The sequence below is a fragment of the Streptococcus sp. 116-D4 genome, from assembly GCF_009731465.1.
Lineage (GTDB): Bacteria > Bacillota > Bacilli > Lactobacillales > Streptococcaceae > Streptococcus > Streptococcus pseudopneumoniae_E.
Genome location: NZ_AP021887.1, coordinates 903,063 through 915,931, shown reverse-complemented (window position 1 = coordinate 915,931; position 12,869 = coordinate 903,063). Strand labels below are relative to the sequence as shown.

Here is a 12,869-nt window from a genome sequence, read left to right as displayed (position 1 = left end):
CGACTCAATCGTGCTCATTTTCTTAATCTACATAAGTGTCTTCATTTTTATTGAGGAAAGCATATGGAAGACCCATCAAGAGGCCTCCTCCGATAAAGTTTCCAATGAAGGTTACCCCCCAGTGACGAAGCATATTTCCAATACCGAAGTTAGCAATTGAATCCGCAGCAACACTGAATTTTACAATCGCAAAAGAAGCAAAGTTCGCAGCAATGTGTTCGTTTGTTAAGAATACAAACATGTAAATCGCTGATAAGACAAGCCAAAGTTTGGCGCCACCGTCTTTGACCAAAACAAATGAAAGAATGGCAATATTTACGAAAATATTTGCCAAAATCGCTTCAAGTAAGATCAATTCATTTGAGCGGCCTAACTTCATCTCAACAACACCTGAAATAAAGCTATCATGAGTCAGATGTGCATAGGCTGCCGAATGAGCAAAACCCCAACCTGCTATCAAAGCTCCGATAAGGTTGAACAAGGTACAATAAAGTAGAATCTCAGCTGTTTTTCTCCAAGAGATTTTTTTCAAGAAACTACCAGCAGTCAAAAACATCATGTTTGATGTTACCAACTCGGCATTCAAGAAAACAATGTAGGCCAAACCCCAAGCGAAGACAAAGGGGAAGAGAAAACGTCCACTACCTGGTGCGATTTTATTAATCAAATCAGCCCCAACTGCACCAGCAGCTGTACTAAAGGTTAAGAATGCACCTGCGAACATGGAACGAATCGCATACTTAAATTTGCTTTGACTATAAAGACTTTCTTTCTTCTTACAAGCAAATTCAATCTTTGAGATAAATTCTGAAGAAACCATAATAAACTCCTAAAAATTTTTTACCTGATAATTATATCACAAACTTTAGTTTTTAGAAAGCGTTTTCTATGTTTTATAACCCTTTATTTTGAAACTCTATCTATAAAAAAAACAGTAAAACCTAAGATTTTACTGATTTGTATTAATAAAATTGTTTATATGGTTGACTGAAAGCTGTTAGAATTTCATCAGATGTTTGTGAATAGTCTTTTGTTTCTTTCAAATCGCCTTTTACAATAATACGTTCTGTAGCAGCAAGGTCTTCACAGGTTACTAATGTAATCTCATTTACCCCATCTCTATCATCCACTTCATCAACACGATCCGGTGTAACACGTTTGACTTCACGTATTTCATAAGTATAAACTTTATTTTTATCCGTTAGATAAATCTTCATACCATTTTTAGCGTTATCCAAAGGAGAAAATAACATTTTATTAGCATTATTGACACCAAAAATATGATGACTAGCTAAACTATAATTTCCTTTCCCCATCACTTGATCGCGTTTCATCGTACCAGCACCATAGAAAAGATTGACATTATCAAGCCCTTTAAAAATTGGCAAATTCATTTCTAATTCAGGGACAGCAATTCCACCGATAACAGGCAATTTTTGCGAATCCCATTGTGAGGATAAGACAGCTTCTGACGAGATAGCTTTTACGGAATCAAAGTCAAAATTACCTTCTGTATCTTGATTTTCTTCCAATTTTTCTTTTGATACCTGGCTGACTTGGTATTTATTGGTATTCCAAACCATGAACATATCACGAATTTTTGAATTGAAAATCAAAGCTATTGACAAGATGATTAAGAATCCTGCCAAGATATTGATTAGTAAATTTTTTCTGTTTATTTTCTTTTTATGAGACATTATGCTTTACCTTCTGTTTCGTTTTCTGTTCCAACTTCTTCTTTTTCTTCCGCTGAAACCGTAGTAAAGGTTACAATTTTGGCATCTTGGTCCAGGCGCATTACTTTAACTCCCATAGTTGAGCGACCTGTTTCTGAAATATTAGCAACGTTAGTTCGAATCATGACACCTGTATCAGTGATAATCATCAAATCTTCATCGCCTTTAACGGTCATAAGACCAGCAAGGGAACCATTTTTTTCAGTAATTTTAGCAGTTTGCATCCCTTTACCACCACGACCTTTTGTTGGATATTCAGTCGCAACTGTGCGCTTACCATATCCCTTTTCTGTGATGATAAGAACCTCGTCCTGGTCTGTAATCACACTAGCACCAACAACTGTGTCTCCGTCACGAAGGTTGACACCTTTCACACCAGTGGCGATACGACTCATCCCACGAACGGCTGATTGATTAAAACGAACTGAATAACCAAACTTGGTACCAATGATAATATCTGTATCTTCTTCTGTTAGTAAGACATTAATCAATTCATCTTCATCTTTGAGGTTCAGTGCTTTAAGTCCATTTTGACGAATGTTAGCAAACTCCTTAACGCTGGTTCTCTTCACAATACCATGACGAGTTGTGAAGAAGAGATAAGCGTCATCACTACGTTCAGATTCAACATTGATGATGGTCTGAATACTTTCACCTTCATCCAATTTCAAAAGATTAACTATTGGTAATCCCTTAGCAGTACGGCCATACTCAGGAATTTCATAGCCTTTCAGGCGATAGACGCGTCCTTTATTTGTAAAGAAAAGTAGATGATCATGGGTACTAGTTGACACTAACTCACGAACAAAATCGTCATCCTTAACACCTGTACCTTGAACACCACGGCCACCACGTTTTTGAGCAGTGAATTCTCCTTGGTCCAAACGTTTAATGTAACCCTTGTTAGATAGTGTAATTAAGACATCTGATTCTTCGATCAAATCCTCATCTTCGAGGCTTAAGACTTCACCGATCATCAATTCCGTACGACGTTGGTCGCCAAACTTACGCTTGACTTCGTCTAATTCATCTTTGATGATTTGAGAAACACGTTCAGGCTTAGCTAGAATATCTGTTAAATCCGCAATCAGAGCCAAAAGATCATCATACTCAGACTGAATCTTATCGCGTTCCAAACCTGTCAAACGACGAAGACGCATATCAAGAATGGCTTGACTTTGACGTTCAGAAAGCTTAAACTTACTCATCAGCTCAGCTTGTGCTTCCGCATCCGTTTCACTAGCACGGATGATACGAATCACTTCGTCGATATGGTCTAGCGCAATCAAGAGACCTTCTAAAATATGCGCACGGGCTTCTGCCTTTTCCTTATCAAAACGAGTACGACGAACAACCACTTCTTTTTGGTGCTCAATATAAGCATCCAAAATCTGACGAAGGGACAAAATCTTGGGTACACCATTTTGGATAGCAAGCATATTGAAACCAAAATTGGTTTGCATCTGGGTCATCTTGAAGAGGTTATTGAGAATAACATTGGCTGAGGCATCGCGCTTAACTTCGATAACAAATCGTACCCCTTCACGGTTTGACTCATCACGCACTGCTGTAATACCATCAATGCGTTTTTCCTGAACCAAACGAACAATATGCTCATGCACCTTTGTTTTATTAACCATATAAGGAAATTCTGTTACAACGATGCGCTCACGGCCAGTCTTAGTTTCTTCGATTTCAGTACGAGAACGAAGGACAATAGAACCTTTACCTGTTTCATAGGCCTTATGGATACCTGATTTCCCCATGACAAGAGCACCAGTTGGAAAATCTGGACCAGGCAAGACTTCCATCAAGTCCTTAGTAGTCACTTCAGGATTGTCCATAACCAATTTGACTGCATCAATGGTTTCTCCCAAGTTGTGAGGCGGAATGTTGGTTGCCATTCCAACAGCAATACCAGTTGCTCCATTAACTAAAAGATTTGGAAAACGTGCTGGCAAGACCAAGGGTTCTCGTTCATTGCCATCATAGTTATCAACGAAATCAACTGTGTTTTTATTGATATCACGAAGCATTTCCAGAGCAATCTTGCTCATACGTGCCTCAGTATAACGCTGGGCGGCAGCACCGTCTCCATCCATAGAGCCAAAGTTCCCATGTCCGTCGACAAGCATGCAACGGTAGCTCCACCATTGCGCCATACGGACCATGGCTTCGTAGATAGAAGAATCCCCGTGTGGGTGGTACTTACCCATGACATCCCCTGTAATACGAGCAGATTTTTTATGAGGTTTGTCTGGAGTAACACCCAATTCATTCATTCCGTACAGAATCCTACGGTGAACGGGTTTCAAGCCATCTCGAACATCAGGAAGGGCCCGCGCTACGATAACACTCATGGCGTAGTCGATAAAGCTAGTCTTCATCTCCTTTGTCAGATTGACATTCACTAAATTTCTATCTTGCATTAATAAATGCCTCATTTCACAATTTATAATTAACTATATTATACCATAATGTCCGCTATATTTCAGGTATCTAAAACCACTAAAACGTTTACATAGTGAACTGAAAGGCATATCCGTGACAAAGCTTTTTAAAAGTGATAAAATTGAAATAACTGGGGAAATCCCTGAATAAAATTAAGGAGATGTTTAGAATAATGACTTCTACTAAACAACACAAAAAAGTTATCCTTGTCGGTGATGGTGCTGTAGGTTCTTCTTACGCTTTTGCACTTGTTAACCAAGGAATTGCACAAGAGCTTGGAATTATCGAAATCCCACAATTGCATGAAAAAGCTGTTGGTGACGCGCTTGACCTTAGTCACGCCCTTGCCTTTACTTCACCTAAAAAAATCTATGCAGCTCAATACTCTGACTGTGCAGACGCTGACCTTGTTGTGATCACTGCAGGTGCGCCTCAAAAACCAGGTGAAACTCGTCTTGACCTTGTAGGTAAAAACCTTGCTATCAACAAATCAATCGTAACTCAAGTTGTTGAATCAGGTTTCAAAGGTATCTTCCTTGTTGCTGCTAACCCAGTTGACGTCTTGACTTACTCAACTTGGAAATTCTCTGGCTTCCCTAAAGAACGCGTTATCGGTTCAGGTACTTCACTTGACTCAGCTCGTTTCCGTCAAGCACTTGCTGAAAAATTAGATGTTGATGCTCGTTCAGTGCACGCCTACATTATGGGTGAGCACGGTGACTCTGAGTTCGCTGTTTGGTCACACGCTAACATCGCTGGTGTAAACCTCGAAGAATTCCTTAAAGACACTCAAAATGTTCAAGAATCTGAATTGATTGAATTGTTCGAAGGTGTTCGTGACGCAGCCTACACAATCATCAACAAAAAAGGTGCAACATACTACGGTATCGCAGTAGCTCTTGCTCGTATCACTAAAGCAATCCTTGACGATGAAAACGCAGTACTTCCACTTTCAGTATTCCAAGAAGGTCAATACGGAGTTAAAAACGTCTTTATCGGTCAACCAGCTGTTGTTGGTGCACATGGTATTGTTCGTCCAGTAAATATCCCATTGAACGATGCAGAAACTCAAAAAATGCAAGCCTCTGCTAAAGAATTACAATCTATTATTGACGAAGCGTGGAAAAACTCAGAATTCCAAGAAGCTTCTAAAAACTAATTTAGATAGAAATAACTCCTTGATAGCTCAAGGAGTTATTTTTTATCTGTTTCTAAACTAAATATTTTATAAAGGGTTGCATGAAGAAAATAATATCTCAATAAGAACATCATGACACTATGGCGCCCCATCAAATAAACACTGACATCATGAAACTCATGAAAGAAACAGTACTTGATACCGTCGCTTTAAACCGAAAGTAAAAAGTTTTGCATCATTTTTTCTCCTAGATACAAAAAGACCTATCATATAGGCTAGAAAGCTTGATATGATAGGTTCTTTGGCTCTATAATATTTGTAGTGGGTAAATCCCCTATAGATATTATGGAGCTATTTTGTTGTAGAAAAAAAGTCCCATATGACCTATAATGAAAAGCGACAAAACAACTCATTAGAAAGATTCATATGGAACAATTACATTTTATCACAAAACTGCTCGATATTAAAGACCCAAACATCAAGATTCTAGATATCACCAATAGGGATACACACAAGGAAATCATCGCTAAATTGGATTATAAGGCTCCATCTTGTCCTAATTGTGGAAGTCAAATGAAGAAATATGACTTTCAAAAACCGTCTAAGATTCCTTACCTCGAAACGACCGGTATGCCTACTAGAATTCTCTTGAAAAAGCGTCGATTCAAGTGCTATCAGTGCTCAAAAATGATGGTGGCTGAGACTCCTCTAGTAAAGAAAAATCATCAAATCCCTCGTATCATCAACCAAAAGATTGCGCAAAAATTGATTGAAAAAACTTCTATGACCGATATTGCTCATCAGCTGTCCATTTCAACTTCAACTGTTATTCGCAAGCTCAATGACTTCCGTTTTAAGCATGATCTTTCTCGTCTTCCTGAAATTATGTCCTGGGACGAGTATGCCTTCACTAAGGGAAAGATGAGTTTCATTGCGCAAGATTTTGATAAGCTCAATATCATCACTGTTCTTGAAGGTAGAACACAAGCTATCATTCGAAATCACTTTCTTAAATATGATCGAACCGTCCGATGTCGAGTGAAGATCATTACGATGGATATGTTTAGTCCCTACTATGACTTGGCTAAACAGCTTTTTCCGTGTGCTAAAATTGTACTTGATCGCTTTCACATTGTGCAACATCTTAGTCGTGCTATGAGTCGTGTGCGTGTCCAAATCATGAATCAGTTTGAGCGAAAATCTCATGAATACAAGGCTATCAAGCGCTACTGGAAACTCATCCAACAGGATAGTCGTAAATTGAGTGATAAACGCTTTTATCGCCCTACTTTTCGTATGCACTTGACCAATAAAGAGATTCTAGACAAGCTTTTGAGCTATTCAGAAGACTTAAAACACCACTATCAGATCTATCAGCTCTTGCTTTTTCACTTTCAGAACAAAGATCCTGAGAAATTTTTCGGACTCATTGAGGACAATCAAAAGCAGGTTCATCCTATTTTTCAGACTGTCTTTAAAACCTTTCTAAAGAACAAAGAGAAAATCATCAACGCTCTTCAATTACCTTATTCCAACGCAAAATTGGAAGCGACCAATAATCTCATCAAACTTATCAAACGTAACGCCTTTGGATTTCGGAACTTTGAAAACTTCAAAAAAAGAATTTTTATCGCTCTGAACATCAAAAAAGAAAGGACGAATTTTGTCCTTTCTCGAGCTTAGCTGACTTCAACCCACTACAGTTGACAAAGAGCCGGTTCTTTTTCATTTTAGTTTAACGTACTGTACGGATACGCATTGTGTTTGTACGTACAGCTTCACCAACTGGTACACCAGCTACGATAACAATATCATCACCAGATTCTACAAGACCTGCTTCAACTGCTTTACGTTCAGCAATTTCGAACATATCATCTGTTGATGATGGAGTTTCAGTCAACATTGGGATAACTCCCCAGTTCAACATCAATCCACGCTCTGTCAATTCGTCGAATGTCAATGCCAAGATATCAGCATTTGGACGGTATTTAGAGATCAAACGTGCTGTATGACCAGTCTTAGTAAGAGTTACAACCAATTTAATGTCCATTGAGTTTGTAGCATCTTTAACAGCTGAAGCCATAACTTCTGTCTTAGAGTTACGTTCGAAAGTATCTGAGTTCAAACGTCCGTATTCGTTAAGAAGAGTTTGTGCGTTCTTATCGATTGTAGCCATTGTAGTTACTGACTCAAGTGGGTATTTACCGTTTGCAGACTCACCTGAAAGCATTGTTGCGTCAGTTCCGTCGATAACAGCGTTAAATACGTCTGATACTTCTGAACGAGTTGCACGTGGTTTTTCAGTCATTGTTTCAAGCATGTTTGTTGCTGTGATAACAACTTTACCTGCTGCGTTCACTTTAGTGATGATCATTTTTTGGTAAACTGGAACCATTTCAAATGGTACTTCGATACCCATGTCACCACGAGCGATCATGATACCGTCAGCAGCTTCAATGATTTCATCCAAGTTATCGATACCTTGTTGGTTTTCGATTTTCGCAAACAATTGAACATGACCGTTACCAGTTTCTTCACAGATTGCACGAACTTCGTCAACGTCTTTTGCAGTACGTACAAATGAGATCGCGATGAAGTTGATACCTTGTTCCAAACCGAAACGGATATCAGCATTATCACGTTCAGCAAGAGCTGGGAAAGGAATTTTAGTGTTTGGGATGTTTACACCTTTTTGTTTAGCGATAACACCGTCATTTTCAACGACTACTTCAAATTCACGAGTTTCATCGTCTTTTGAGAAAACACGAAGACCAAGTTTACCATCGTCAACCAAAACTTGGTGACCAACTTCAACATCATCATAGATATCAAGGGCACCAGCAACGTTCAAAGCAATCACATCACGAGTTGATTTGATACCTTGTTTAGCTGCAACACGGATTTTTTCACCAGTTTTGTAAGAGTACTCTTTTGCGTCACCTTCGAACAATTCAGTACGGATTTCTGGTCCTTTAGTATCAAGAAGGAAACCAACTTTTTTACCTGCAAGTTTTTCTGCAAGTTTAACAGTTGCCATACGATCACCTTGTTCTTGGTGGTCACCGTGTGAGAAGTTGAAACGGAAAGTGTTAGCTCCTGCTTCAATCAATTGAGCAATGTTTTTAGCTGAAGCTTCAACGTCAAGTTTTTCACCCCAGTATCCGTCATCACCGAATTTTTTACCACCGCGGATTTCTACCGCAGGACCCAAAGTTGCAACGATTTTTACACGTTTGTTCATGATTTTTGTGACTCCTTTATATAAACGACCTTTTTGGTCTTTTTAACAAAATTATATATTACGACAAGCTCTTATTCAAGCTAGATAGCTCAAGATCAGCTTTGTGTGGGTTGTTAACGACAATCTTACCGTCTGCAGTCAAGCTAAACAAAGCTCCTTCTTCTGCAGTTCCAAGAATTGGGTTTTCAACCATTTTCTCGTTACGGATACCAACCGCAACACCACCAATACCTTCTTTAAGAAGTTTCACGGCATGCGCACCCATACGTGAAGCCAAAACACGGTCACGCGCAGTTGGAGAACCACCACGTTGAATATGTCCAAGTTCTGTCACACGAAGGTCGCTTGTATCTCCAGCTTCTTTAAGTTTTTGACCAAATTCAGCAGCTGACATGACACCTTCTGCTAAGACGATGATGTTGTGTTTTTTACCACACTCATAACCACATTTAATGCTTTCTACGATATCTTCAATTTTAAATCCTTCTTCAGGAATGATGATTTCATCAGCACCAGTTGCAATACCTGCCCAAAGAGCGATATCACCAGCGTTACGTCCCATAACTTCGATTACAAAAGTACGACGGTGACTTGATGATGTATCACGAATCTTATCGATAGCGTCCATTGCAGTCGTAACCGCTGTGTCAAAACCGATTGTAAAGTCAGTACCAACGATATCGTTATCGATTGTACCTGGAAGACCGATAGCTGGGAAGCCATGTTCAGTCAAACGCATAGCACCGTGGTAAGATCCATCACCACCGATAACAACTACACCTTCAATTCCGTGTTTTTTCAATTGCTCAATCCCTTTCAGTTGCCCTTCAAGTTGAGCGAACTCTGGGTAACGAGCAGAGTGAAGGAAAGTACCACCACGAGAAATGATGTCTCCTACTGAAGCAGCATCTAGGGGATGAATTTCACCAGCAACCATACCGGCATATCCATCATAGATACCAAAAACTTCCATTCCTTCTGAGATTGCTTGACGAACAACTGCACGGATGGCAGCATTCATACCAGGGGCGTCTCCACCACTAGTCAAAACAGCAATACGTTTCATATTGGTTATGCTCCTTTTTCTTTTAACATTCTTACTGATTATATCACATTTAATTGGAAAATTCTTCTATTTTCCGTAATTTTAGCGATAAATCGTTTTCATAACGATCCCACCTAATTTCGCTTCTAATTCAGTGGATTTGACTACAAAATGATGGGGAGAAATAATTGTTTTCTGTTCCTCTTCATACCTGATGATGACAGGGATTGTACCTTTATACTTGTCTAAAATTCTCGAAATTTCTTGATCTGAATCATGATTCTTCACCTGAATCCAAAAGCGTTCCGCAACTGCTTCTCTTATTTCTTGTGCAATCATTTGCAGGCGACCATCACGTGACTGGACTTTTCCTTTGATATAGTAGAATGCTCCCTCTCTCACTTCTTGCCCAACCTGTCGATATAAGTCTGAAAAGAGTGTGACATCCAATTTTTTCTTACTGTCATCCACCTGTAAGAAAGCCATATTTTCACCTTTTTTGGTCCGAATTACTTTTATCTTCTGAACTTCAACTAATATAATAGCATAGCTATTTTCTGATAAATTTCCAATAGATGTAATCGGGTAAATAGCCTTGCTTAAAATAGCTTGTAGTGGATGTTTGCTAACTCCTACTCCTAGAAGTTCTTGTTCCATATAGAATTTTTCTTGTTCCGTCCAATCTTCCGATTCCTGCCAACTATATATCGTATCACCAAACAAGCTTCCTAATTCTTTCACAAATTCAAATAGATTAGCTAAATTATTGAATACTTTTTGACGGTTTTTTTCAAATGAGTCGAAAAGACCAACTTTTACCAAAGGTTCTAGCAGCGGTAGTTTCAGATAATTCTCTGGTAATTTAGCTATAAAATCTTCAATGTTAGAATAAGGTCTATGTTCAATAATCCAAAGCGCCAAATCCTTGCTGACACCCTTAATCGATTTCAGACCTAGATAGATAGACTTATTCTCAATTTTATCGTGATAGGGAATGGTGTTGATGGACAGAGGCGCTACTTCAAAGCCTGCTTCTAGTGCGTCTGTTAGGTAATCACTGTTGGAAGAATTCAACATGACCTGATAAAAGATGGCTGGATAATGTGTTTTGAAATAAGCCAACTGGAAGGCCAAAGCTGAGTAAGCGTAGGCGTGAGATCTGTTAAAACCATAACCTGCAAACTTCTCCATGACATCAAAGACCTGCTCTGCCTTTTCCACAGTATGTCCAGCCTCTATGGAACCTTGAATAAAGGAAGCCCTCATCTCATGCATAGCAGAGGCATCCTTTTTACCCATAGCTCGACGCAAAATATCGGCCTTCCCAAGACTAAATCCGGCAAAACGCTGAGCTACCTGCATAACCTGCTCCTGATAGAGCATGATACCATAGGTTGGAGCCAAAATATCTTCTAGAGCTGGATCTAGAACAGTCACTTCTTCCTTCCCATGCTTTCTTGCAACAAAATTATTGATATAATCACTAGCACCTGGTCGATTTAAGGAAGTAGTTGCCACGACATCTTCAAAACAGATTGGTTGCACACGTTTTAGCAAACGAATGGCACCAGGTTGTTCAAATTGAAAGATACCTTTTGTATTCCCAGCAGCAAATAAAGCTAACGTTTCTTTGTCTTCCAAATCGATTTCTTCAATTTTCAGCTGAATACCTTCTGTTTCAGCAAGCAACTCTTGCATCTTCTGGACAAAGCTCAAATTTCGTAGTCCCAGAAAGTCCATTTTCAAAAGCCCACTTGCTTCGACTCCATGAGCATCATACTGGGTCAGTGGAATTTCATCACCATGCTTTAGAGGGATGTAGTTGGTCAAATCTTGATCACTGATTACAACACCAGCCGCATGGACAGAGGTTTGTCTTGGATAGCCCTCAATCTTACAGGCAATTTCAAAGGCTTTTTGATATTCTAACTTACTATTGATTTGCTGACGAAACTGTAGATTGCCCTCATAGGCTGACTTAAGATTATCACGAAAACTAATTTTCTTTGTAATTGCGGATAATTCGTACTCGGGCACACCAAAGCGTTTCAAGACATCTCGAAGAGCTTGCTTAGCCCCAAAGGTAGAAAAAGTAACGATTTGAGCCGCATGTTTACTACCATATTTATTGCCAACATACCTGATAAAATCTGGACGATAAATATCTGGAATATCAATATCAATATCAGGCATAGTATAGCGTTCACGATTGAGGAAACGTTCAAAAATGAGATCCTTCTCCACAGGGTCAATCCCTGTAATGTCTAAAGCATAGGAAACCAAGCTACCAACTGCGGAACCTCGTCCCATTCCCATGTAATAGCCATTCGAACGTCCAAAACGTAACAAATCCCAGACAACCAAGAAATAATCATCAAAGCCCATATCATGAATAACAGCCAATTCTTGATCTAGACGGTCTTGATAGTCTTTACTAGTCAACCCCTTCTGAGCAAGTCCAAATTCCGCACGTTCTCTCAACTCTTCTACGGCTGGTCTAGCTGGATTGAAGCGAGGCAGCTTCAGACTAGTATCCAAGTCATAAGAGATGCCTGAAATAAGCTTTTCTAAATTGTCCAAGGCTTGAGGAAAACGTTCTTGGAATAATTTCTCTAAAGAACTTGTCGATATAAAGACATTTTGATGTGAGCGTAAGGGAACCTCTCTTAGAGGTAGATTTTCTTTAATCGCTGTTAATACTTGAAGAACCTCTCTATCCTTACTTTCAAATGTATTGACCCGATAAAGAGGCAAGATTGGATGGTGAAATTCGCTGGCCAGTGTTTCTGGGTAAACCCCAATATAGTATTCACGACCTAGATTGAGCGACTCAAGCTCTTCAAAATAAGGCACAATGATCGCAATATCCTCCAGATACTGGGATAGAACTGACCAAGTTTTCTCCCCCTGCATCTTGGCTGTTGAAAGTTTCATCAACTGCTGATAGCCCACACTAGATAAAGCTAAAAAGCGCAGATTCACATCCTTATCATCTACAAGGACATTCATATCAAGCCCTAATAAAGGATGAATGCCGTATTTTTTTGTAACCTCTAGAAAGTCGAAAGCCCCATAAAGATTATCAATATCCATCATAGCCAGATGAGTGTATCCATAGTCTTTTGCTACTCTCACATACTTGTCGATTGAAATGACACTCTCCATAAAACTATAGACTGTTTTTGTATCTAGTTGTGCGATCAATTTACACTTCTCCTCTGTCGTTCTCACTATATTATACCATTTTCAAAAAAAGAA

General features: G+C 39.2%; 8 protein-coding genes. 2 read left to right on the top strand and 6 right to left on the bottom strand.

The features are described from left to right. Positions 1 to 22: 22 nt before the first annotated feature. The 3 genes from UKS_RS04650 to gyrA all read right to left on the bottom strand — a co-directional run bounded on the left by UKS_RS04650 (position 23) and on the right by gyrA (position 4,165). Positions 23 to 820 carry a formate/nitrite transporter family protein gene (locus tag UKS_RS04650; protein WP_020902891.1) on the bottom strand — a complete coding sequence of 266 codons (798 nt, stop codon included), beginning with the start codon at positions 818 to 820 and terminating at the stop codon, positions 23 to 25. A gap of 142 nt (positions 821 to 962) precedes the next feature. Further along, entirely contained in the window at positions 963 to 1,697 is a 735-nt protein-coding gene (locus tag UKS_RS04645) for a class A sortase (protein ID WP_156011982.1), read from the bottom strand. Then, on the bottom strand, positions 1,697 to 4,165 hold the full coding sequence (gyrA, locus tag UKS_RS04640; RefSeq protein ID WP_156011981.1) for a DNA gyrase subunit A: 2,469 nt from the start codon (positions 4,163 to 4,165) through the stop codon (positions 1,697 to 1,699). The genes UKS_RS04645 and gyrA overlap by 1 nt, the downstream gene beginning before the upstream one ends. 194 nt (positions 4,166 to 4,359) lie before the next feature. Between gyrA and UKS_RS04635 the strand changes: the two genes are divergently transcribed. Together UKS_RS04635 and UKS_RS04630 are read left to right on the top strand one after the other, a co-directional pair. Beyond that, complete coding sequence (locus tag UKS_RS04635; protein WP_049496007.1) at positions 4,360 to 5,346, top strand: L-lactate dehydrogenase; 987 nt, start codon at positions 4,360 to 4,362, stop codon at positions 5,344 to 5,346. Between the two features lie 405 nt (positions 5,347 to 5,751). Beyond that, positions 5,752 to 7,008: an ISL3 family transposase gene (locus UKS_RS04630; RefSeq protein WP_156011377.1), complete on the top strand. Its 1,257-nt coding sequence runs from the start codon at positions 5,752 to 5,754 to the stop codon at positions 7,006 to 7,008. Positions 7,009 to 7,060: 52 nt separating this feature from the next. Here UKS_RS04630 and pyk read toward each other — a convergent pair whose 3' ends face one another. From pyk to UKS_RS04615, 3 genes are all read right to left on the bottom strand, one after another. After that, positions 7,061 to 8,566 carry a pyruvate kinase gene (gene pyk / locus UKS_RS04625; RefSeq protein ID WP_156011980.1) on the bottom strand — a complete coding sequence of 502 codons (1,506 nt, stop codon included), beginning with the start codon at positions 8,564 to 8,566 and terminating at the stop codon, positions 7,061 to 7,063. 58 nt (positions 8,567 to 8,624) lie between these two features. Then, positions 8,625 to 9,632, bottom strand: coding sequence for a 6-phosphofructokinase (gene pfkA / locus UKS_RS04620; protein WP_000820863.1), 1,008 nt, complete (start codon positions 9,630 to 9,632; stop codon positions 8,625 to 8,627). Between the two features lie 81 nt (positions 9,633 to 9,713). Beyond that, a complete protein-coding gene (locus tag UKS_RS04615) occupies positions 9,714 to 12,815 on the bottom strand; it encodes a DNA polymerase III subunit alpha (protein WP_173020462.1) in 3,102 nt (1,033 codons plus the stop codon). Positions 12,816 to 12,869: the final 54 nt, after the last annotated feature.

Excerpts from the sequence above, each read along its gene's own strand:
- UKS_RS04650 (WP_020902891.1), bottom strand. The coding sequence starts at position 820 with ATGGTTTCTTCAGAATTTATCTCAAAGATTGAATTTGCTTGTAAGAAG.
- UKS_RS04645 (WP_156011982.1), bottom strand. The coding sequence starts at position 1,697 with ATGTCTCATAAAAAGAAAATAAACAGAAAAAATTTACTAATCAATATC.
- gyrA (WP_156011981.1), bottom strand. The coding sequence starts at position 4,165 with ATGCAAGATAGAAATTTAGTGAATGTCAATCTGACAAAGGAGATGAAG.
- UKS_RS04635 (WP_049496007.1), top strand. The coding sequence starts at position 4,360 with ATGACTTCTACTAAACAACACAAAAAAGTTATCCTTGTCGGTGATGGT.
- UKS_RS04630 (WP_156011377.1), top strand. The coding sequence starts at position 5,752 with ATGGAACAATTACATTTTATCACAAAACTGCTCGATATTAAAGACCCA.
- pyk (WP_156011980.1), bottom strand. The coding sequence starts at position 8,566 with ATGAACAAACGTGTAAAAATCGTTGCAACTTTGGGTCCTGCGGTAGAA.
- pfkA (WP_000820863.1), bottom strand. The coding sequence starts at position 9,632 with ATGAAACGTATTGCTGTTTTGACTAGTGGTGGAGACGCCCCTGGTATG.